The organism is Psychrobacter sp. GW64-MNA-CIBAN-0177, assembly GCF_040309585.1.
In the GTDB taxonomy this organism is placed as follows: Bacteria; Pseudomonadota; Gammaproteobacteria; order Pseudomonadales; family Moraxellaceae; genus Psychrobacter; species Psychrobacter okhotskensis.
Genome location: NZ_JBEOOY010000008.1, coordinates 107449 through 131545, shown reverse-complemented (window position 1 = coordinate 131545; position 24097 = coordinate 107449). Strand labels below are relative to the sequence as shown.

Here is a 24097-nt window from a genome sequence, read left to right as displayed (position 1 = left end):
TGGGCCGACCGCGACTCGAACGCGGGACCAATTGATTAAAAGTCAACTGCTCTACCAACTGAGCTATCGGCCCTGAGAAGCGTTAAAAAATTGCATGACAATTTTAGCTTCGCAAGATAAATTTCCTTAAAGGGAAATTTATTAAAACTAGACATCAAAAACAATGTCTTTAAACTTATAACGCTACTACCGAATAGGGTAGCATACATGATAAGAATCATACTAAAGATGGTGGGCCGACCGCGACTCGAACGCGGGACCAATTGATTAAAAGTCAACTGCTCTACCAACTGAGCTATCGGCCCTGAGCGAGGATAACACGAAACACTGCTTCGTCTGAGCGCAAGAGAATTTACATTTTCGTAAGTTCTAAAAACTCAGTATCCAAACTAGGTTTGCATTTACTGCAAGATAAATTCCCTTAAAGGGATATTTATTAAAACTAGACATTAAAAATATCTATAAGCTTAACTTCTTTATCTATTCTTGAATCAATATCAAAAGAGACAATAAGCTCGTTTACTCGTTTAGATTATTTGTATCTCTAAACGTGAGAGCACATTATATATATTATTAAGACAATTACAACCCCGTAGAACAAAAAAAGTGTAATTGAGGCAAAACAATGGGTATTTTTATTATATTCACGAGTAAATGCAATTTTAGAAGGGCAATTTTAGAAGGTCAGTTAGCTAAGATAACTGACTGAATAAATACAGTTAGTCCCAAATAAGATGAGTACAAGTATTATAGCGTGCTACTGGTATAAATTTTCTTTGCTTGCTGTGCCTGCGCAGTTTCGATGCTATGAAAAATCCATCCCAGTAGCACTGTGTTTATTCTATAGTGGAACGACTATAAGGTAGCGTCTGATTTAATCGTTCGTTCACTATTTAGCAATTATCTATCCGTTTAATCTCTAGACAGCGCTTCTACAGGATCCAGTCTGGCCGCATTGCGTGCAGGCAAGAAACCGAAGATAACACCAATCAGCGTCGAGCACAAAAAGGCGGCAATGATAGAGGTGGATGAATAAATGACTTTAAAGCTATCGCCACCAACGCGGTTAATGACCTCACCAATCGCAAATGCCAGCCCAATACCAAGTAGTCCGCCTAGAATACAGACCAGTACGGCCTCGATTAAAAACTGCTGCATAATGTCGTTTTGACGAGCACCGACCGCCATACGTACCCCAATCTCATTGGTGCGTTCAGTGACCGACACCAGCATGATATTCATCACCCCGATACCACCAACAACTAGTGAAATAATAGCGATTGATGAAATCAGTAAGGTCATGGCAGTGGTGGTCGATTCGATGGTTTGGCGAATCGAGTCTGAGTTGCGTATGCGAAAGTCATCGGTACCATGGCGACTTTCCATCAGTTCGGAAATGGCTGATTCTGCAGCGGCCGATGAGATATTATCATCAATGAGGGCGACAAAATTTTCAATATAGGCACTACCGATAAGTCGCGACATCATCGTGGTATAGGGCATATATAGCGTAGGCGTATCGACAGAACCTCTGCCGAAGCCGCTAGAGTTGGGGGCTAAGACGCCAATGACTCGCCCTGGTACGCTACCTATCAGCATGACTTCACCGATGGGGTTGGGGTTGTCCGGAAAAAAGGTATTTTTGGCGTTGTTGTCGATGATAATGTCTTGAGTACGGCGTAAGATGCTGTCCTCATCAAAACCTTGACCCTGAACCAGTGTTTCGCCACTGACATCAAGATAGTCTTTACCCACACCACTAACGCTAGCCGCCTCCTGGACGCTGCGATAACGCACATTAATATTGGTATCGAGCTGCGGGCTCACACTAACGACATAGGGCTGATCAGCGACCGCTTGGGCGTCTTCTGGCGTTAAATTGTCATCATTGTATTGCCGTCTGGGATCGCCATAAGGATAGCCGTCAGAGACGGTAATAGTATTGGTGCCAAGAGAGCTAATATTGGAGAGGATCTGCGCCTGTGAGCCTTTACCGAGACCGACGACTGATACGACTGAGGCGATACCAATAATAATGCCTAGCATCGTCAGTAAGGTGCGCATTTTATGAGCACGCATGGCCAGTAATGACATCTTAAACGCTTCAAATATACGGTCGATAAAGCTGCTAAAGGTACTCTTTCGATGTTTGTCTAAAATAGGCTCAGGTTTTACCTCTGTTCGCTGGTAGCGCTCATTTTCATAGTCAGCAATCACATAACCGTCTTTGAGCTCAATTACCCGCTCGGCTTGTGCCGCAAGGTTGGGATCATGCGTGACCATGATAATAGTATGGCCTTGGGCATTTAACTCATACAATATCTGCATCACATCGTCGCCAGACTTACTATCGAGTGCCCCAGTTGGCTCATCCGCTAAAATAATGTCGCCGCCATTCATCAGTGCCCGAGCGATAGAAACACGCTGCTGTTGTCCGCCTGACAGCTGATTAGGACGATTATTGACTTTATCTGCCAATCCCAAGTCTGCTAGCAGTTTCTCGGCTCGCTCGTTACGGGCTTGCCCATCCATCCCTGCATATACTGCAGGCACCGAGACGTTATCGCGCGCGCTGATATCGCCGAGTAAATGATAACGTTGAAAAATAAAGCCAAAGTGCTCGCGGCGCAGTTTGGCCAACTCATCGGCTTCTAGGCGGTCAACGGGTTTGCCAAATATTTTGTATTCGCCAGCACTGGCTTGATCCAAGCAGCCTAAGATGTTCATCAGGGTCGACTTACCCGAACCCGATTGACCAATGATGGCCACCATCTCACCTTGATTGATAGTCAGATCGATATCATGAAGCACACGAATGGTTTGTTCACCCGCTTTAAACTCTTTTATCAGCCCTTTGACCTGCATCAATGGGACGTCTGCTGCGATATTAGGGTTGGGGTTGCCACTATTCATCTAGAATGCTACCTATATCAATACTGCTAATATGAATCAATTTCAAAAACTTATCTGCTGGGCGATGTTTGCTGAGCGATGTATCTGTGCAGATGGTACGCCAATTTTAGTGCTAGGCATTAAAACGGACGTCCGCCTCGGGCATTTGCTTTTGCGGGACCTTCTTCGCTTAAGATGACTTCATCGCCTTTATTAAGACCACTCAAAATCTGAACATTCACGCGGTTGTTAATACCAGTCTTCACTATTTGCTCGACGACTTGACCATCCGCTTTTAGCACGCGAACCTTGGATGTTTTTACGTTCGGATCCTCATTTCTGCTTTTGGTATTTTTAGTATCGCCAGCAGGTTGCAGGGCCGCAGAGGGGATAAGTAGCGTATTTTTTGCTTGATCAATAACGATATAAACCTGCGCGGTCATGTCGATACGGAAACGGCGATCGGTATTGGGCACTTCAATATAACCGACATAATAAATAGCCGCGTCCGTTGAGCTGGTGTCACTGATACTCTCAGGGGCGGGTTCAATCGCCTTGAGGACAGAGTCAAATTTTTGATCAGGATTACCAATGATATTAAAGTAGACGGGCAAACCCGCTTGGACATTAATAACGTCCGCTTCAGAGATTTGCGCGTTAATACGCACGGTGGATAAATCCGCTAAGGTAACGATGGTTGGCGCAGTCTGATTGGCGTTGACCGTCGTCCCTTGCTCAGTGGTCACCGATACCACTGTTCCTGACATCGGCGCACGGATGGTGGTATAGCTTAAATCTTCCTGCGCAGTGCTAACGTTGGTTTGAGATTTACGTAATGCTGCCTGTTGGCTGTTGATATTGGCCTCAGTTGTTGCAATCGCTGCTTTTGCGGTATCGATAGCAGCGCGGGCATTGGCGACTGATGCTTGTGCGGTGGCAACTTTGGTCGCTTGCGTATCGTAATCTTGCTGTGATATGGCATCGATAGCCAGTAAACCTTGCAAGCGTGAGAAATCTGCTTGTGCTTGCTTTAATTCAGCTTGACGGCTGGCAAGATCCGCTTGCGCACTTTTTAGACTCGCTTGACGGCTTAGCGACTCGGCACGCGCGCTTTGTAACGCCGCTTCACTTTGCTCGAGGCTCGCTTGCTCATTACTTAAATTATTCTTTTGCGTCACCTGATAAATCTGCGCAATTAAATCGCCTTTTTTGACTTCATCACCGACGTCGACAAACAGCCGCGTTACTTCACCAGATACCTGCGCCCCAACATCGACGGTATTTAATGCCTTTACTTTACCCGATGCCATGACGTTATTTTCGATATCGCCAATCTCAGCGGTCGCCGTTAGATAGTTGGGTGTGGTGTCTTTTGGTTTAAAGGTTTTGTAGGCTAAAGCCCCTAAAGCTACGATGATAAGGGCAATGACGCCCCATTTAATAGCAGACTTTTTGCTCATTTTGCGCATGACAACAATCCAATCACAGTTAAATCAAGTGTAGCTATAGTAGAGGCTTGGCGACCAAAAGGGAATGGCAATTAGTTTGCGAAACGTTAAGGTAGTTTTTGAACATGGTGGGAATAGAGAAAAAATAGGAGGGGAATTGCAAAAGTAGATATATCTGAAAACTATAGAGGGCAGCAGAAGGCATCGGAGAGCATAGAAAGTTTGTTAGAAGTCATTACTGACGCTATTTTTGACAGGGAATGGCTGCATCACATCAATAACAATAGTGACTGAAATTTATTGCGCAGCAAACAAGCGCTTACCTGTTAATTCAAGTGCAGCCTGCAATAACAACTCCCACGCCGGCTGTCGAATGAGACCTTTAATCGCTTGGTCACAACGATATAGCAGGGCAGGCCATTCAGCCGTTTGCGCTGTCGTTTGGCGGCGGCACGCTTGTTGATAGAGAGCTTGTTTGCTACGCCAAATACCCAGTGCTTGCGGGTCTTGGCCATCCATTAATTGTATAATTTGGCGCATATCTTTACTGATTGCCCACAGTACCAAGGTCGTCGGCTCATCAGTGGCTTGCAGCTGAAAAATGATTTTTGCCACTTGTGCGCTATTGCCTGCCAGCATTGCATCAGATAAATCAAAGACGCTGAATTGAGCGTCGCTGACCAAGGCGGCCTGAAGATCTTTGATGTCTAATGCTACGTTTGGCGCGGTCGTTGTAGACTGATTATTGCCTTCGTGAGTTGCGTCATGACTACTAGCATCCAACTGCGGTGCAAATAGATAAGACAGCCGCCACAAGGTTTGATAAGCACTTAGCAGGTGATGCTCGGTGTGCGACATGAGCAGTTGCCACGCTTCTTGCGACAGCTTGAGTCCAAATTGCTGGGCTTGAATCTGCAACAGCTGCTGACGTTGCTGTTCGTTGTATAAATTGCAGTCAATGATGTGACCGTATTGCGCAAATGGCGCAAACCACTTGCTGCTTTGCGCGCGTTTGTCTTGCTTGGGCGTTAACCATAATAAGCTATGACTGTGCGCCCCTGTTTGTGCCTCGACAGCAAAGCGCTCAAGCTCAGCGATAACGGCTTTATCAGGTTTATGATTACCGGTTACGATCAAGGCGCTGGCATCATCAAATAAAGACTGGCTACCAAGCTCTGAGAGTACTTCTTGCCAGCTCTTAATCGACACCAGCTCTATACGTTTAATCGCGTAATTCTGCGCACGCCAATGCGGACGCAAGGCATCGATCAGCCACTGACTCAATAACGGCTCATCTCCATGTGCCAGCCACAAACCAGCTACGGCCACGGATGACTGTAGTAGTTTGGGATAGGCTTGTATAAAAGACTCTTGCATAGACTAATGAGGACACAGGTTTATGAGAATGGATGGACAGAATACCTTACGCTAACCATTAAGGGGTTGGTGTGCTTGGAACGATAACAGCCGTAGACGCTGAGCCTGTTTGTGCCGTTTTATTGGCATTGGCAGGGGTGACTCTAGGCAATGCAATGGCAACATATTGATCAGTGATACGGCGTGCCAAACTGTCATAGAGCCAGTCACGAATTTGATCGCCTTGTTGGTCATCGGTACTGACCGATGCTTCATTATACTGGTAACTGCGCTCGACTTGGATAGGGTTGGTTAGTGTCACCACTTTGCCATTTTGTAGGGTTTGGTAGCTGACATCTGCTGACAATACTAAGCGGATTTCTGTTAAAACACCGACCAATTCATAACGCTTAAAGCGCATATTTTTGACGCTAATCGCAGCAATGGGTTCCGCCGTCGCGTTTTTATTGTTATTGGTAATATCGACCAAGGTCATATTATCGATAACATCGACGCCCAAGGCTTCTAGGCGTCGTGACAACGGTAACTTTAGTGGAAAGGAGGTGCGATTGTCTTCGATGATGATGGCTGTTTTGGCCACATCAAATAGCATCGGTGTGCCATAACCTCTTAGCTGAAAGCCGCAGCCACTAAGAGCCGCTGTGGCTCCCAGTACAGAAAGCAGTGGCAAGCTTGCGAGTAATGCTGTCGCTAGCTTCTGTGCATTAGACTTTTTTGCCATATTGCATTGTCCACTTGGCTTGCTTAATTTCGTTTGAGATGACTGCACAGCTCGCTGCTTACAAGACATAATCGCTATCCTTATGTTGATAAAAAGGCTTAAAACACTACGTTTAAAAAAGTTTAGCCTGCCACCACGATATTGACCAGTTTATTCGGCACGACGATTTCTTTTTTGATGTCACCCGTTAGGAATTTCGCCACGCTTTCTATCGCACGCGCTTGCGCCTTTAGCTGTTCAGGGTCGCTGTTCGGCGCGACATCCATCTTACCGCGCATTTTGCCGTTGACCTGTACCACCATCGTGATCATGTCTTGTACTAAGGCACTTTCATCGACGGCTGGGTAGCTCAGGGTAAGGGTATCCAGCCCTAACTGCTCAAGTAAGTGCTCGCCCGCGTGTGGCGCGTAGACTGATAGCATAATAAGCAGATCAATCAACGCTTCATGCTGCACTTGTAGGTCTTGCTCACTATTTGCTTTAAAGCCAGTCAGCTCGTTGGCCAGCTCCATCAAACTTGATACGGGCGTGTTTAGCGCCAGACGATCACCCAAGTCACTATCGATCTTGGCAATGGTCTCATGAGTTTTACGGCGTAAATTTTTCGCTTCTTTGCTTAAGCCATCAGTTTTCAAGGCGACATTATTGAGTGTCTCAAGGCTTAGGTTTGCTTCAGTGAGCGCTTGCATATGCTCAGTAGCAATACGCCATACTTTTTTAACAAAATTATAAGGGCCTTTTAGCGCGTCATCTGACCATTCTAGCGTCTGATCGGCAGGCGCGGTAAATAGGGTATAGAGACGAACGGTATCAGCGCCGTATTTATCAATAGTGATCTGTGGATCAACACCGTTGTTTTTGGACTTAGACATTTTTTCGATTTTGCCAATGGTTACTGGCTGTCCATCAGCTTTTAAAATCGCTTTAATCGGTTGACCACGCTCGTTGTAGTCGATATCGATGTCTTCTGCGAAGTAATACGTCGTGCTGCCATCGGCATTAAGACGGTAAAAAGTACCGGCAAGCACCATACCTTGGGTCATAAGATTGGCAAATGGTTCATCGCCTGACACCAGTGACTCATCGCGCATAAGCTTATGGAAGAAGCGTGCATAAAGCAGATGCATGACGGCGTGCTCTACACCGCCAACATATTGATCGACAGGTAGCCATTTATTGGCGGCAGACTTGTTGACCATGTTCTGTGCATCATTCGGACTGGCAAAACGCGCATAGTACCAGCTTGACTCTACAAAGGTATCAAAGGTGTCAGTCTCACGTTCAGCAGGGTTGCCACATTTCGGGCAAGTGGTATTCACAAACTCTGGAATGTTTTTGAGTGGATTACCGCGACCATCAGGAACGACGTCAGTCGGCAAGACAACGGGCAAATCTTGCTCTTCAACAGGTACGGTACCGCAATGCTCACAGTTGACCATTGGAATAGGGCAGCCCCAATAACGCTGGCGAGAAACACCCCAATCACGGAGACGGTATTGGATTTTTTTCTTGGCCAGTTCTTGTGGCTCAAGTTTGGCTAACATAGCCTCAAACGCTTGCTCAAAGTCTAAGCCATCAAATTCACCTGAATTGACCAAAATATTGCGCTCAGTATAGGCAAGATTAATCTCAGCATCGTTCGCCTTTGCGTCTGCTTCTAACTCATCAAAATACCCAGCAGGGATATCGATAACTTGTTTAATTGGTAGCTTGTACTTAACGGCAAATTCATAATCGCGCTCGTCATGTGCCGGTACTGCCATAACTGCGCCAGAGCCGTAGCTCATGAGCACATAGTTGGCGACCCATACGGGTACTTCTTCGCCGGTCAGTGGATGCGTCACGGTAAGACCGGTATCCATACCGATTTTTTCAGCTTTGGCTAGATCGGCTTCTGCCACTGAGCCTTTTTTACACAGCGCATTAAACTGGGCAATCGCCTCATCATGCTCAGCGGCGTACTGTGCCAATGGGTGCTCAGCAGCAACCGCCACATAAGTGACGCCCATCAAGGTGTCAGGACGCGTCGTGAATACATCTAGGGTATTGGTTTCGCCAGCAAGCTCATAAGGGAAATGCACTTCCATACCTGCGCTACGACCAATCCAATTGCGCTGCATAGTCAATACTTCTGATGGCCAGTGACCTTCTAATTGATCCAAATCGTCAAGCAATTCGTCAGCATAATCAGTGATATTAAAGTAATACATCGGAATGTCGCGCTTTTCGACCGCCGCGCCACTACGCCAACCTTTACCGTCAATGACTTGCTCATTGGCTAAAACCGTATTATCAATCGGATCCCAATTGACCGTCGCCAGCTTCTTATAGACCAAGCCTTTTTTGTATAACTGTAAAAACAACCACTGCTCCCACTGATAATACTCAGGGCTACAAGTGGCAAATTCACGTGACCAATCGATAGACAAACCTAGCAATTTTAGCTGCGCGCGCATGCTGTCGATATTGGCAAACGTCCATTTAGCAGGTGGCGTCTGATTGGCAATCGCAGCGTTTTCAGCGGGCAGGCCAAAGCCGTCCCAGCCCATTGGCTGCATGACTTCATAGCCCTTAAGGCGATAGTAACGGCTCAGCACATCTGAGATAGTATAGTTGCGCACGTGACCCATGTGCAGCTTGCCGCTTGGGTAAGGGAACATCGACAGCATATAACGACTTGGCTTGTCGCTTGGCTCATTGCTGACTTCAAAGCGCTTATCCGTTGCCCATTTGGCTTGTTGTGCGGCTTCAATAGCTTGTGGGTTATAATAATTATTTTCTGATTGATCAGATGTCACAGTATTGCTCATAGTCGGCTCTAGATTGAATATTTTGATAAGAAATTAGATACGCTAGAATAGCGCAAATCGGCAAAAAATGCGATGGGGCAACGTAATAATAGAGCAGTATTAAGAAGTATATAACAACTTATGAATCCACAGTAAGGCTCGGCATGCAAAAACTAAAGAAAGGTCAGGTACTAAAGTATCCTATTGATTTGTATTTATCGAACAAACACATGCTGTCGATTTTGGCTTTAGGTTTGTTAATTTTTCCGCTGTATTATTATGGGCTACCCATCGCAAAAGATGAAGGTTGGTTTTTCATTATAGTGATGTGGTTATCAATAATTTTGATAGCTGTTGCGGTATTCACGGTATTATTTGCCTTTATTACTGGTAAGCCCGTTTTTCAAATTACAGATAAAGGGATAACGATTTTACAAGTCTTGCGCCGACCACAACAGAGATATTTGTTGTGGCAGGATGTTGAGTGTATAGGTATCGATTGTCGAGTCATCAAGCGCCACGAAATTTGGCTATTAATGATTCAACCTAAACAAGGCAAAATTATACAATACCCCATAAGGTCTATGAGATATAAAGATGCCATCTTGAATGAAGTGGAAGTGGTGCATTTAGTGCAACTTGCCTCTGAAGGCCGTTCCGCTATACATTATGGGCCTATAGGAATGGAAAGAATTAAACTGATCACTCCAAGAGTGCAGTGGTTATTGTTAGCCTTGATTTTTCTTTGTATAGTTTTCTATCTATTTTTTATGATTAAATAAAAGTACGCGCTAAATATAACCCCTTAAGGATTAATTATGACCATCACTATTTACGGTATTAAATCTTGTAGCACGATGAAAAAGGCTTTTACTAAGCTCGATGAGCTAGGCATCAGCTATGATTTTCATGATTATAAAAAACAAGGTATCGATAAAGAAACGCTTCAGCGTTGGGTCAACGAGCTTGGCATTGATAAAGTATTAAACAAGCGCGGCACCACATGGCGTAAGCTCACCGATGAGCAAAAGCAAGCCGCTGATACTAATGTAACTAATGCCATTGATTTACTTGTCGAAAATACCAGCATGATTAAACGTCCCATCGTCGAAGGTCAGCTTAAGAATAAGGATCAGGCGGTCTTATTGTGCGGTTTTGATGAAGAAGCATTCGATATGAACTTTTCGTAAAGGAAATTTTGGTCAAGTGCAAAAAATCCCGAACTTAGCAATGACTAGGTTCGGGATTTTTCATATTTGAATTTGAGAGCTTATCGCTAGCTCATGGCAGCATCGATTTCACGACTAATCAGCGTACCAACACCTTCGTTAGTAAAAATCTCTAACAGCGTGGCATGCGGGACACGACCATCGACGATAACCGCGCTTTTTACGCCGCTACGTACTGCGTCAAGCGCGCATTGAATCTTAGGAATCATACCACCTGAGATAATGCCATCTTCAATAAGACCATCGACTTTCTTTGGCGTAAGTCCAGTCACGACTTCACCGTCGCGTCCCAATACCCCTTTGATATTGGTTAGGAGCATGAGCTTTTCAGCTTGCAAAAATTCAGCGACTTTTCCCGCGACCAAATCAGCGTTGATATTGTAGGTATTGCCTTCGCTATCAACACCAAGCGGCGCGATAACAGGGATAAAGTTGGAGGAGATAAGCATATTAATCACGTCTTTATTGACGCTGACCACATCACCAACAAAACCTAAATCAACGGGCACCGCAACACCATCTGCACCAATTTTTTCCATCATTAGCTTTTTGGCTAAGATTAAGTTGGCGTCTTTACCGGTAAGTCCAATAGCGCTACCACCATGTTTATTAATTAAGCTGACGATAGATTTATTGACGCCGCCGCCTAGTACCATCTCGACGATATCCATGGTGCTCTTGTCAGTCACGCGCATACCGTCGATACGATCCGACTGGCGCCCTAGTTCTTTTAGCAGATTATCTACTTGCGGACCACCGCCGTGTACGACGACAGGGTGCATACCAACCGTTTTTAGCAAGACAATATCGCGGGCAAATGAGCTTTCTAGCGCGGGGTCTGTCATAGCGTTGCCGCCGTATTTGACCACGATGAGCTTATCAACAAAGCGTTGAATATAGGGCAGCGCTGTGGTTAGTACTTCAGCGGTGATTTTGGCTTCATCCAGATTAAGCGTCATGACTAACTCCTAAAAGATATGGGTTTAAAAGGCTGGTTATTCAGAAATAAGGTCTGCAATCTGCGCTGCCAAATTTTTATCAAAGGGACGGCAGAGCGCGACGAAGCGTGCTTGTATGTCTTTTAAATCCGCTAAGCTGTCGCCAGCAAAGCGCACGGTCAAATGATGACTGGTGTTTGATTGGCGCAATACGCCAAAACCATGAGCGAAATCTAAGCGTACGCCATCAATACAGGTCAGCCGAGTGCCACTCGGTAACAATTGCTTGGCTTGGGCTAAGGTCGTATGCTCGACACTCGACACACAAGAGCATGATGATGAGCCATGAGCCGCAGCCAAGGTATTGTCGACGTCATCAAAAGGCGGCGTAACCAAACGTTGTAGATAATAACAAAATTCTGCTAACTGTTGCACGATTGGGCATTGTAGAGACGCGCTATTGGGTAAAGGTAAATAATGATCCGCTGTACTGACCAACGTCGGTAATTGACGGGTGATATCAGTCAACCGAGGAGGGCGGGAGGTCTCAATGGCTTCGCCCCATAGACCAACGGCGGCTGATGCGTTATCAGCAAGCGCCGCTGTATATACCAGCCAATGCAGCAGCCGTAAGCCGGCGTACATCGCATCATCATAAGCAGTAAAATAACCGTCGTTAAAAATAAAATGTCCAGATAACTCGCCTGCGAATAGGATTTGACTGTCATCGACCCGCAGCTGTTGCCGCATTAAGCTACTGCCGGTTTTGCTTAGAATGGGAGTCGCCCCCAAGTCGCTTAAGAGCATAGGCAGATGGTGTGAGCATTTAATATCAAACAGTACTTGCGGGCTCACGGTATCAGCCTGCCACGGTTCTGGACGCTCGCTAATGGCAACTGAGGCGAGCAAATACAGTAGATGGTCAGGCATAATCACTTTACCGCTGTTGTCGACAATCATTAATCGATCGCCATCGCCATCGAATGCCAGACCAATATCGGCAGTATTTACGATGACGGTTTGTTGCAGTTCGGCCAATCGATTCGGCTCAGTAGGGTCAGGGTTGCCCATAGGAAAGCTACCATCAGGCGTGTCATTGATGATGATAACGCGCTGACAGAAGGTCGTGAATAACGGTAGGGCGATTCTACTGGTCGCCCCATGCATACAATCAATAACGATGGTTAGATCAAGTTTTTTAAAGGTTCGTTTGTTGCTAGCAGATAGGCTTTGATCGGGATAAATATTGATAAATACATCGGCAATGGCATCAATATAAGGCGCTGCCACAATATCAGTGGGCAAGCCTATAACGGATAATATCGACGGTGCTGTAGCGTCATCACTGTGGCATGCATTTGAGAGTTTAGGGCTGTCATTGCCATTGTCACTGTTATTGTCATTTTGATTGTTGCGTTGGTTAGCCGCAAACGCTGTCAAATCTTGATAAAGCAACTGAATATCTTCGGCACTAGGAGAGGCGTTGCCAACCAGCCACTTGATACCCAAAATGCCTTTGGCAGAGTGACTGGCGGTGACCATGATGCCATGACCGTCGTATTGCTCAGTCCAAAATGCCATCATCGGTGTAGTGACCAAGCCTAAATTAATCACTTGCAGGCCTTGCTCTTGCAGGCTGGCCGCTAATGCCTGAGCCATGCTATCGCTATCGCAGCGTACATCATAGCCGATGATGACCGTGGTTTCTTTTGGTGTATGATGCGGTTTAGCATGGCTTTTACAAATATCGCTGTTAGCAGTATCGCCATTAGCAATGAGCTTGCCATGTTTGGCAGCATGGTAGCTTTTATAAAGTCGTACAAAGGCGCTGCCCAAAGCCTTTATAAAATCTGGCGTAAAGTACTGCTCGTCGCCGCGAATATCATAAGCACGAAATAAGGAGTGCTGCGCAGCAAAAGACGGCATCGCTTACTCTCCTTATAGTCGTAATAAATGGGCTAGTGGTGAAACAAAAAATCGCTGATTATTTTTATTGCTGCGATTGATGCTAAATGAAAATCCAATAATGCTTAATGCTTATATTCAATGCTACTGACGACCAGAATGTCCAAAACCACCCGCACCGCGCGCGCTTTCGTCACTAAATTCAGACACCACTTCAAACTCAGGACGGGCAACGGGTACGACGACATATTGCGCCATACGCTCTGCTGGATTGAGCACAAAGTCTTCGTTGCTGCGATTCCAAATGCTAACCATCAGCTCACCTTGATAATCCGCATCAATCAAGCCGACCAAATTACCCAAGACGATACCGTGCTTGTGACCTAGACCTGAGCGCGGCAAAATCATTCCGGCATAATTAGGGTCTTGAATATAAACGGCAAGACCTGTACCTATTAAATGCGTTGCACCCGCTTTAATCGTCAAAGGTTCATCGATACAAGCGCGTAAATCAATGCCGGCACTGCCATCAGTGGCGCGAGTAGGAAGAGAAAACGCTTTGTCTTCGGTGATTTTAGGGTTTAAGACTTTAACTTGTACAGCTTGCATAACGCACTCACTTAACGATTTTTTTAATTTAAGTTGATTTCATGTTTTATAAACAGAATATTTTAATGGTAAATATTTTAACTTTCTAATACTTCAGATTTTCAAATTAGACATAATAATGCCTTTGACGTAAAAGAAAATAATAGACTGTAGCTGGAATATCAGCACTAAAGCGTCAGCACTAAAGTATCAGCACACTGGCTAAGCCTAAGAACGACATGAAGCCAACAATATCAGTCACTGTGGTTAGAATAACCGAGGCTGATAGCGCAGGATCGATATTCATGCGCTTCAATGCTAATGGAATACTGATTCCTGATACATTGGCCGCAGTCATATTAATGGCGATAGCAAAACCGATTACCGCGCTAATTTTAATGTCATGAAACCACAATTGGGTGATAAACGCCATGATTATCGCCCATATGATACCGTTTATCGCACCAACCCACAGCTCTTTATTGAGTAACCACAGACGGTTAGAACCACCGATTTGACCCATCGCCATACCGCGAATGACCACGGTCAGCGTCTGCGAGCCAGCGATGCCGCCCATACTGGCAACCACGGGCATCAATATCGCCAGCGCCACCACTTGCGCCAATACTTCTTCAAATTGACCAATCACCGCTGCGGCTAAAAGCGCGGTACACAAGTTGATGCCAAGCCAAATACTACGGCTTTTGGCACTGGTTAAAATAGGCGCAAACAGCTCTTCATCTTGGCTGACACCAGCAAGATTTTTCATGGTGCTGTCGACATCATCTTGGATAATTTCCATGATGTCTTCGCCATTTAATTGACCAACCAGCTCGCCATGACTATTAATCACTGGCGCAAAACGAATGTCTTCTGAACGAAAAATCGCGGCAGCATCTTGAATGTCTAAGCGGTCGTTAATGGTAATCGCATTATCAATCAGCGCGGAGACCAAGGTGTTTTGATCATGCTTGATCAAGTCGACCAGACTGAGTAGCCCAAGTAACTGCTGACCTTGATCGACGACCAGTAGCTCTTGGCTTTGATCATCAAGTAAGTCGTCGTTTTCGCGCAGCCATTGCTGTACTTGCGCCAGACTAATATCATCCTTCACTTGGATGAGGTCGGGATCCATATAGCTACCAACTTCCCAGTCGGCATAGGTATCGAGCTTATTAACCTGAATCCTAATATCTTCATCTAAAGTCGCCATGACTGAGGTACGCACGCTCTCAGTAACGGTGTCTAGAATTTCAGAGATATCTTGCGCATCAAGGTCTTGGGTAAAAAGCGATATCTCTTTTGAAGAGATGTTTTCCATCAAGGGCTGGCGCGTATCTACGTCCAGCTCAGCGAGGACTTCACCTCTTAAGTTGTCAGGGACTTGCGCCCAGATAATGCGCCGCGCTTGCGTCGGGAAGGATTCGAGTAGGTTGGCAATCTCATACTCTGACTGCTTGATTAAGAACTCAGCGATGTCGCTATGCGAGTCTTTAGCGACCAGTTCCTGTAGATATAACAGCTTATATTCGGCACTATATTCTAACGGATTATAATCTGCCTGCAAGGTTGGCTGACGATCAGGAGTAGGCGTGGGAGCAGGCATAATCGTTCCAAAATAGTGAGTGAATAGTTTTTTTGCCAACCATTAACCTCATGCTAATGGTGTGGCGCTCAATGTAACATGGCTAATGCATGTTCTAGCCACTAGCCATGTTACGATTTTTATCGGTCTAGCGTTTACCCAGTAAGGCACGAATATTGGCCAAATATTCATCAGCGACGGCTTCTGGATCTTTGGTCGCTTTTTTCTTTTTCGCTTTGGCTGGCCAGTCGATATGATCTTCTGGTAATTCATCTAAAAAGCGTGATTCAGAGGTCACGCGCATCTGCCCACCGGCGCGGCGCTGAGTCGCTAAAGTCAACGTCAGCTCACGACGGGCTCGGGTAATACCCACATACATCAAACGCCGTTCTTCTTCGACCGTCTCGCTCATGATAGAGTTGCGATGTGGCAGCATCTCTTCCTCAAGGCCCATGATATAAACAAAATCAAACTCCAGACCTTTTGCCGCATGCAAGGTCATTAGGTTGACCTTGTTGGTGTTTTCTTCTTCTTGCTGTTGCTCAAGCATGTCGAGTAACACCAGCTTGCGAATAATGGTATCAATCGTCCGGTCTTCATCTTCTTCCGCGCGATTAATCAACGATTGGATACTGGTATAAAGCATATCGATATTATCGATACGGTTCTTTTCTTGTTGCGGCGTTTTGGCGTCGCTACGCACGAAGTCAATATAACCGGTCTCATCAATCATCTGGCGCACGATTGGCACAGGGTCAGGGTGTTGATCCAGCTCGCGAGTATAATGCTCAATGAACTCACCAAACTCTTTTATCGTGCCATACGCTTTAGACGGCAAGACATGAGCAAGACCGGCGTGCGTGCAAGAGGCTAATAATGAGATGCTATGCTCTTGCGAAAACAAGCCTAATTTTTCCAGCGTTGCCGGTCCCATGCCGCGTTTGGGCGTATTGATAATACGTAAAAATGCACTGTCGTCTTCTGGGTTTAGGATAAGACGCAGATAACCCATGATGTCTTTGATTTCACTACGGGCAAAGAACGACTGACCGCCTGATAGCTTATAAGGCACTTGCAACTGGCGCAATTGCGCCTCCAGCATGCGCGCCTGAAAGTTACTGCGATACAGAACGGCATACTGCTCCCACTCATTACCGAAACGTAGCTTATGCGTGACAATCTCTTTTGCCACGCGCTCAGACTCATCGTCGTCATTACGGCAATTAATAATGCGAATCTTTTCGCCTTGCCCTTTATCTGACCACAGTTTCTTTTCGAATAAATGCTCGTTATTCATAATAACGGCGTTAGCAGAGGTCAAGATGCGCGTGGTCGAGCGATAGTTTTGCTCAAGCATGACGATTTTAAGCTTTGGAAAATCTTCTTTTAGTAGCGCCATGTTTTCAGGCTTAGCGCCTCGCCACGCATAGATAGATTGGTCATCGTCACCAACGACAGTAAAGCGCCCTTGTGGCCCGACCAAATATTTAATCATCTCATACTGCGCGGTATTGGTATCCTGATATTCATCGACGAGCAAATAACGAATACGGTTTTGCCATTTATCACGCAGCTCTCGATTTTCACGCAGGATTTTGGTTGGCAAGACAATCAAATCATCAAAATCGACGGCATTATAAGCCCGCAAATTACGCTCGTATAATGCATATAGGGTGGCAAAAATCATATCTTCTGGGTCGTCTAAGGTTTCCATCGCCTTGTCAGGTTCAACCAAATCATTTTTCCAGTCAGAAATGAATTTAATGGCCTTGCCAACCAGCTCGCGACTTTCCGCACCGCTTAAGTTGTCACGCATCATCAGCTCCATCAGCAAACGCTTACTATCGTCGCTGTCCATGATAGAGAAGTTACCTTTTAGAGGCGTATGAATCAGCTCATAGCGTAAAAATTGCAGACCAAATTGGTGAAAAGTTGATACCGTTAGGCCACGCATCTTATCGCTTGGTAGCAATTTACTGACACGCGCTTTCATTTCACGCGCCGCTTTATTGGTAAAGGTCACCGCCGTGATGCGCTCAGCTGGCATGTTGCATTCTTCGATCAGATACGCAATCTTGCGCGTAATCACCGACGTCTTACCGGAGCCAGCACCTGCTAGTACGAGCAATGGGCCCGATACGTAGAGCATCGCTTCTTGTTGTTTGGGATTAAGTTGACTCATAAGGTGACCTGTAAGACAAAAGCAAAAAAGAGGGCAGAGCTAAGACAGTCAGTCCAAAATAACATCAGTACAAGACAAGGAAACCGAATGCAAGCTATACCTTAGTATAGTAATCGAGGTCGAGGCTGTAGTGATTTTATAGTGGGTAGACTATAGCCGCATAGCTAAAAGAGCGCGGTATATATCATTAAAATTGATAGCGGAGCGATATTTTTAAATACATAAATCAGATAATAACGCTAATAAAATCTACAGTTTATTGACTATGTGTCATTGAAATTAGGTGGGCTATTATAAAGCAAAAATCACCACTTTGGGGAAGGAGTTAGCTAATGATAGTGGCATGATAAAGCATGCAGTATTTGGCAGCTAAAGTGCTAACAGTGGCTAGCGGTAAAAATTGATGACAGTTGACCATAAAATATAATTATTTGACATCAATATAAGGTAACGTCTATATCATAATTTATAATAAAAAAAACATGTTTTATTACATATAAAATGACCGCTCAATACAGTTAAAAACTAGCTTTTGGACACTGATATGCGTATAGTACGTACATAATTTATGCCAGTTGTCTCGTCATTATTGACTACGTGTAATGAGCTATTAAATCAATTAAGTAAACTATCGAATATGATATTGATTTAATAAGTTGATCTTACGTTTTTAGAAGATGCGTTAGACGACCAGCCATGTTTCCGTGCGTATATCGGAATCCCTGCCGTTGGTTATGTCTGACATCGTCGTCAATACACTTGATAATTGGTTGTTACTAGCAAAATACCTAACATGTGACTCAATGACAGTTACTTAAACACAGTGACAGTTACTGAAGTGCAGTGACAATTACTTAAATAAAGTCACTTTGTGTTTTCGTCTGCGTTATACCTGTCGCAACATGGCCTGAGTGGGTCAGTGCTTGCGCTGTGTCTAACACTCGATTGGGTGAGGAGCACGTATTATCATGTCTGCTTTTAATTGGTCAGCCATTGCTTTTATCTTAGCCGCCATTGGGCTAGTTGTCTTTATGCTGGTCGTACCGCGCTTACTTGGCGGTCGCTCTCAAGGCTCACAAAAGGAAGAAGTATTTGAAGCGGGTGTTGTCGGATCTGGCAACGCCCGTATTCGTTTGTCTGCCAAATTTTATTTGGTCGCAATCTTCTTTGTGATTTTTGATCTAGAGGCGCTATATCTCTACGCTTATGCTGTCTCGGTACGAGAGGCGGGTTGGCTTGGCTTTGCCGCCGCTGGCACGTTTATCACTATTCTGATTATCGGTTTGATTTATGAGCTGAGCTTGGGTGCGATGAACTGGGCACCTGCTGACAAGCTACGCAAAAAAGCACGCTTATATGCGGCGCCTGCAGGCTTTAATCTGGCAGACATCACCAAGTTTGATGGTGCTCATGAGCTAATGGTCGATCCGACAGGTAAAGTGCCAGCGCAGTCATCCGGTCAAATCAATGTCTCAAACAATATTGAGACCAATCGTCGTCATCTACAAAACATCGATCATATTAATACCACGGGTAACGTTACTTCTGTGGATTTTGCGACGTCTGCTCAGCAGGACAAAACTGAACGTTAATAGCAGTTGATGCTCAGCTTATAGCGTTTGCAAAAACGAGCAGCAAAGCATGAAAGCGTCAGTTCTGTTTGTATTAATGATCGCTGATGATTAGCCACTTATTTATCATAAAAGTTATGGTGACAGCGCGAGCAAGATGATTGCCACGCCAAGCCTAATATGAAGGTTGTATGTTATGAAATACACATTAACAAAAGCCAACCCCGATGCAGATACCTATCCTGCACAGACCAGTCAAACGGTCAATGATCCTATCGAAGATGAAGTGAATAAAAACGTCTTTATGGGTCGTCTCGAAGACCTCGTTCATTCAACAGCAAACTGGGGGCGTAAGAACTCACTTTGGCCATTTAACTTTGGTACCTCTTGCTGTTATGTTGAATACGCTACTACCTTAACCGCCGTTCATGATTTGTCACGTTTTGGGGCAGAGGTTATTCGTGCCTCGCCTCGTCAGGCGGATGTCATGATCGTCGCGGGTACTTGTTTTGTCAAAATGGCCCCTGTTATCCAGCGTCTTTATGAGCAAATGCTTGAGCCAAAATGGGTCATCTCAATGGGTGCCTGTGCCAACTCGGGCGGCATGTATGATATTTATTCTGTCGTACAAGGTGTCGATAAGATTATCCCTGTTGATGTCTATGTGCCAGGTTGTCCGCCGCGTCCAGAAGCGCTTATTCAGGGTTTGATGTTGTTACAAGAATCTATTACTAAAGAGCGTCGTCCGCTGGGTATCCATGTCAATGAGCAGGGTATCTATCAGCCGCAAATGACGCCTGAGCGTGACCGCAAGCAGGCAGATCGTATTGCTGTCAAAAACTTGCGCAGCCCAGACAGTATTTAAGTTTCAAACAGCATTTAGACTTGTAGCAACAGTTTCAATATTTTATGCGCTTATCATAGTTCGGTTATGATTAACATAGCTCAGTTATGGTTGACATAGTTCGGTTATGACTAACATAGTTCAGTTATGATTAATGAAGGAATACATCATTCATGGTCACGGTAGTCGAAAACATAGATCCTAAGATCAAGCCCGTCCCAGCAGTCATCACAGAGCTGGAGCAAAAGTATGCTGGTAAATTTGTCGTGCAGCAGACTGTGGATGAGATTCCAACGGTTTGGGTGGCGCGTGCTGATTTATTAGATATTCTTTTATTCTTGCGCAAACTGCCTAAACCTTACGTCATGCTATTTGACTTGTCAGCGATAGATGAGCGTTTACGCCAGCATCGCGCAGGTTTGCCTGACAGTGATTTTACGGTGTTTTATCACTTGATGTCGCTTGAGCGCAATAGTGATGTACGCATCAAGGTCGCGCTAAGCGAAGACGATGTCAATGTACCGAGCGCCACCAATATTTGGCCAAATGCCAACTGGTATGAGCGTGAAGTGTGGGACATGTTCGGTATTGTCTTTACAGGTCATCCGCATTTGACCCGTATCTTGTTGCCAAAATACTGGGAAGGTCATCCACTGCGTAAAGAGTATCATGCGCGGGCGACTGAATTTACCCCGTATTTCTTGAATACCGCCAAGCAACAATACGAGCAAGAAAACCTACGTTTTGTCCCAGAAGAGTGGGGCATGAAGCGTTCAGGTCGTGATGAAGACTTTATGTTCTTGAACATCGGTCCTAACCATCCCTCTGCTCACGGTGCATTCCGTTTGGTACTACAGCTCGATGGCGAAGAAGTTGTCGATTGTATTCCTGATATCGGCTATCACCATCGCGGTGCAGAAAAGATGGCTGAGCGCCAAACTTGGCATTCATTTATTCCTTATACCGACCGTATTGATTATCTCGGCGGTGTAATGAATGAGCTACCGTACATCATGTCGGTCGAAAAGTTGGCTGGAATTACCATTCCACCGCGCGCTGAAACTATCCGCGTGATGATGAGCGAGTTTTTCCGTATCACCAATAATTTACTATTCGTCGGTACGTTCATTCAGGATGCGGGCGGTATGACCCCTGTATTCTATATGTTTACCGATCGCCAAAAAGCCTATGACGTTATCGAAGCCGTGACTGGCTATCGTATGCATCCCGCTTGGTTCCGTATCGGCGGTACTGCTGCTGATTTGCCACGTGGCTGGCAGCGTTTGGTACGTGAGTTCTTAGATTGGATGCCAAAACGTCTGGACGAGTATGTCAAAGCAGCATTGCAAAACAGCGTGCTCAAAGGCCGTACTCAAGGGGTTGCTCAGTACAATGCTAAGCAAGCACTTGCTTGGGGCGTGACGGGCGCTGGTCTGCGCGCGACAGGCGTTGATTTCGACCTGCGTAAAGCGCGTCCATACATGGGCTATGAGAATTACGATTTTGAAGTGCCAGTTGGTTACAACGGTGATGCTTATGATCGCTGTATGGTCAAAGTTGAAGAGATGCGTCAGTCATTGCGTATTATTCGTCAATGTATGGACAATATGCCACAAGGTCCTTACAAAGCGGATCATCCGCTGGCCGTACCTCCGCCAAAAGACCGTACATTGAATGATATCGAAACGCTTATTAATCACTTTATCTCAGTATCTTGGGGTCCTGTGATGCCAGCGGGCGAATGTACAACGATCGTCGAGGCGACTAAAGGTCTGAACAGTTATTACATCACCTCAGATAAGGCCACGATGAGCTATCGTACCCGTATTCGTACGCCGACATTTGCGCATTTGCAGCAGATGCCATCGGTCATCAATGGCTCGCTGGTTTCTGATGCCATTATGTATTTGGCATCGATTGATATCGTGATGGCGGATTGTGATCGTTAGAGCCGCTGCTTCAAAAGTATTTGTTCATCAATATATTACTGCCAAATGGCACACCAAAATGCTGTAATATTTCAGTGCAATGATAGTCAATGTTTAGACAGTCGTTGTAGTGTGATAAAGCGTGATGAGTGAGGAAAGATAAAAGATTATGAAAATTGTTTCCGATAAAATGCCAAAAGTAGATGTGGCAAGTATCCTCACTGCTGAGGAAATTGCTGCCATTCATGAGTTTATGCACCATTACCCACAAGCACGTGCTGCCTCGTTAGACGCGCTAAAAATCGTGCAAAAGCGCAACGGTTGGGTCGATGATGCGCAAGTGAATGCTATTGCTAATATCTTAGATATTCCGATGTCAGATATGGACGGTGTTGCCACGTTTTTTAACCGTATTTATCGTCAGCCTGTCGGTCGTCACGTCATTCTCATTTGTGATTCAGTGGCTTGTTATTTGACCGGTTATGAGGCGTTATCGGCTGAAATCAGATCGCAATTAAATATTGAGTACGGCCAGACGACTGCTGATGGTCGTTTTACGCTATTACCGATTTGCTGCTTGGGCAACTGTGATAAGGGACCAGCGGTACTGATTGATGAAGACACTTACGGCCCTGTCCAGCCCTCCGAGGTCGCGCAATTATTGGAGCTATACGCATGAGTTTAACGATTTCAGAGCAAATTGCTCGTCGCGGTCAAGGCCAAGCGCCAAGCCAGCTAAATGCACAGCGTGTTCCAATCTATGGCGATAAAGCAACCGCCACTAGCGAAACCAAGCCTTTGACTTGGCGTTTAGCCCATCATGATGCGGTGCTTGATTTAGCCACTTATGAGTCTCTAAAAGGCTTTACAGGTCTAAAAGAAGCGTTATCTAAGTCGCCTAAAGACGTTGGCAATATGATTAAAGCGGCCAATGTTCGAGGTCGCGGCGGTGCAGGTTTTAACGCTGGTCTTAAATGGTCATTTATGTCGCCGCCGGACGGTTTGCCGCGTTATCTCATCTGTAATGCTGATGAAATGGAGCCGGGCACGTTTAAAGACCGTCTGCTCATGGAGCGTCTACCGTTTCAGCTTATCGAAGGTATGCTAATCACCGCTTATGCGATTGGCGCCACTGACGGTTATATCTTTATCCGCGGTGAATATATATTGGCTGCTGAGCGTTTGGTTGCGGCTATTGAAGAATGTCTGGCCAATAATCTAATGGGCGACAATATTCTTGGCTCAGACTTTAGCTTCAATCTGCATGTGCATACTGGCGCTGGGCGTTATATCTGCGGTGAAGAAACCGCATTGATTAACAGCTTAGAAGGTCGCCGTGCTAACCCACGTACCAAACCGCCGTTTCCACAAATCTCTGGTGCATGGGGTCGTCCAACGGTTGTCAATAACGTTGAAACTCTATGTAATATGCCAGCGATTTTGAATCACGGCGTTGAGTGGTATCAGTCGTTATCTGAAATAAAAGGCAAAAGTAAAACGCCAGGCACCAAATTATTTGGCTGTTCAGGCTTGGTCAATGATCCAGGCCTCTGGGAGTTACCCTTTGGTTATACGGCTCGCGAAATCATTGAAGATTTAGCCGGTGGTATGAAAGATGGTAAAACGCTGAAGGCTTGGTTACCGGGCGGCGCCTCGACTGACTTTTTGACTGCAGAACATTTGGACGTGGTCGTAGATTTTGACACCATTCAAGAAGCGGGTAGCCGTATGGGTACTGGGCTTATCATGGTCGTCGATGAGTCGCAAGATATGGTGCCGTTACTTCGTAACCTTGAGATTTTCTTTCAACGCGAGTCGTGCGGCTGGTGTACACCGTGTCGTGATGGCTTACCGTGGGGCGTCAAATTGCTGACCGCTATCAATAACGGTGAGGGACAAGTGGGCGATGTCGAAAAACTAGAGGGCCTGACGCGTGATTTATGGATTGGCAAGACGTTTTGTGCCCATGCACCAGGTGCGATGGAACCACTAATGAGTGCGATTAAATATTTCCGTCCAGAGTTTGATCAAAAAATCGCGCAGGCGGTTGGTGTCGATGTGATTGATGCGGCAGCCAACCAACAGCCAGCAGTGAAATAA

17 protein-coding genes and 2 tRNA genes are annotated in these 24097 nt (G+C 45.5%); 7 read left to right on the top strand and 12 right to left on the bottom strand.

Going from position 1 to position 24097, the window contains the following annotated elements; all coding sequences use genetic code 11:
• The 7 genes from AAEY79_RS07480 to leuS all read right to left on the bottom strand — a co-directional run bounded on the left by AAEY79_RS07480 (position 1) and on the right by leuS (position 9248).
• Positions 1–73: transfer RNA gene (locus AAEY79_RS07480), tRNA-Lys, on the bottom strand.
• A 156-nt stretch (positions 74–229) separates the two neighbouring features.
• A tRNA-Lys gene (locus AAEY79_RS07475) sits at positions 230–305 on the bottom strand.
• A gap of 607 nt (positions 306–912) precedes the next feature.
• Positions 913–2913, bottom strand: coding sequence for a MacB family efflux pump subunit (locus AAEY79_RS07470; RefSeq protein ID WP_350588478.1), 2001 nt, complete (start codon positions 2911–2913; stop codon positions 913–915).
• A 119-nt stretch (positions 2914–3032) separates the two neighbouring features.
• A complete protein-coding gene (locus AAEY79_RS07465) occupies positions 3033–4361 on the bottom strand; it encodes an efflux RND transporter periplasmic adaptor subunit (protein WP_350588479.1) in 1329 nt (442 codons plus the stop codon).
• A gap of 276 nt (positions 4362–4637) precedes the next feature.
• Entirely contained in the window at positions 4638–5717 is a 1080-nt protein-coding gene (gene holA / locus AAEY79_RS07460) for a DNA polymerase III subunit delta (RefSeq protein ID WP_201582263.1), read from the bottom strand.
• 58 nt (positions 5718–5775) lie between these two features.
• Entirely contained in the window at positions 5776–6438 is a 663-nt protein-coding gene (locus tag AAEY79_RS07455; protein ID WP_025653082.1) for a hypothetical protein, read from the bottom strand.
• A 122-nt stretch (positions 6439–6560) separates the two neighbouring features.
• Complete coding sequence (leuS, locus tag AAEY79_RS07450; protein WP_025653083.1) at positions 6561–9248, bottom strand: leucine--tRNA ligase; 2688 nt, start codon at positions 9246–9248, stop codon at positions 6561–6563.
• A gap of 143 nt (positions 9249–9391) precedes the next feature.
• Here leuS and AAEY79_RS07445 point away from each other — a divergent pair, with 143 nt between their 5' ends.
• Positions 9392–10009, top strand: coding sequence for a hypothetical protein (locus AAEY79_RS07445; RefSeq protein ID WP_025653084.1), 618 nt, complete (start codon positions 9392–9394; stop codon positions 10007–10009).
• A 36-nt stretch (positions 10010–10045) separates the two neighbouring features.
• On the top strand, positions 10046–10417 hold the full coding sequence (locus AAEY79_RS07440; RefSeq protein WP_025653085.1) for an arsenate reductase: 372 nt from the start codon (positions 10046–10048) through the stop codon (positions 10415–10417).
• A gap of 86 nt (positions 10418–10503) precedes the next feature.
• Here AAEY79_RS07440 and argB read toward each other — a convergent pair whose 3' ends face one another.
• The 5 genes from argB to AAEY79_RS07415 form a co-directional block, all read right to left on the bottom strand.
• Positions 10504–11415, bottom strand: coding sequence for an acetylglutamate kinase (argB, locus tag AAEY79_RS07435; protein ID WP_201566345.1), 912 nt, complete (start codon positions 11413–11415; stop codon positions 10504–10506).
• A gap of 36 nt (positions 11416–11451) precedes the next feature.
• Positions 11452–13320 (bottom strand): phosphomannomutase, encoded by a 1869-nt coding sequence (locus AAEY79_RS07430; protein WP_201566346.1) that lies wholly within the window; start codon positions 13318–13320, stop codon positions 11452–11454.
• A 123-nt stretch (positions 13321–13443) separates the two neighbouring features.
• Positions 13444–13908, bottom strand: a complete 465-nt coding sequence (dut, locus tag AAEY79_RS07425; RefSeq protein ID WP_201566347.1) for a dUTP diphosphatase — start codon at positions 13906–13908, stop codon at positions 13444–13446.
• A gap of 181 nt (positions 13909–14089) precedes the next feature.
• Positions 14090–15493, bottom strand: coding sequence for a magnesium transporter (gene mgtE, locus AAEY79_RS07420; protein ID WP_201582257.1), 1404 nt, complete (start codon positions 15491–15493; stop codon positions 14090–14092).
• 127 nt (positions 15494–15620) lie between these two features.
• Positions 15621–17654: a UvrD-helicase domain-containing protein gene (locus AAEY79_RS07415; protein WP_201607489.1), complete on the bottom strand. Its 2034-nt coding sequence runs from the start codon at positions 17652–17654 to the stop codon at positions 15621–15623.
• A 968-nt stretch (positions 17655–18622) separates the two neighbouring features.
• Between AAEY79_RS07415 and ndhC the strand changes: the two genes are divergently transcribed.
• From ndhC to nuoF, 5 genes are all read left to right on the top strand, one after another.
• Positions 18623–19246, top strand: coding sequence for an NADH-quinone oxidoreductase subunit A (gene ndhC / locus AAEY79_RS07410; RefSeq protein ID WP_102091044.1), 624 nt, complete (start codon positions 18623–18625; stop codon positions 19244–19246).
• A 175-nt stretch (positions 19247–19421) separates the two neighbouring features.
• Positions 19422–20090, top strand: a complete 669-nt coding sequence (locus AAEY79_RS07405) for an NADH-quinone oxidoreductase subunit B family protein (protein WP_101206265.1) — start codon at positions 19422–19424, stop codon at positions 20088–20090.
• Between the two features lie 152 nt (positions 20091–20242).
• Positions 20243–22018, top strand: a complete 1776-nt coding sequence (nuoC, locus tag AAEY79_RS07400; RefSeq protein ID WP_057758925.1) for an NADH-quinone oxidoreductase subunit C/D — start codon at positions 20243–20245, stop codon at positions 22016–22018.
• Between the two features lie 148 nt (positions 22019–22166).
• Positions 22167–22676: an NADH-quinone oxidoreductase subunit NuoE gene (nuoE, locus tag AAEY79_RS07395; RefSeq protein WP_173239392.1), complete on the top strand. Its 510-nt coding sequence runs from the start codon at positions 22167–22169 to the stop codon at positions 22674–22676.
• On the top strand, positions 22673–24097 hold the full coding sequence (nuoF, locus tag AAEY79_RS07390) for an NADH-quinone oxidoreductase subunit NuoF (RefSeq protein WP_352287927.1): 1425 nt from the start codon (positions 22673–22675) through the stop codon (positions 24095–24097). Before nuoE ends, nuoF begins: the two co-directional genes overlap by 4 nt.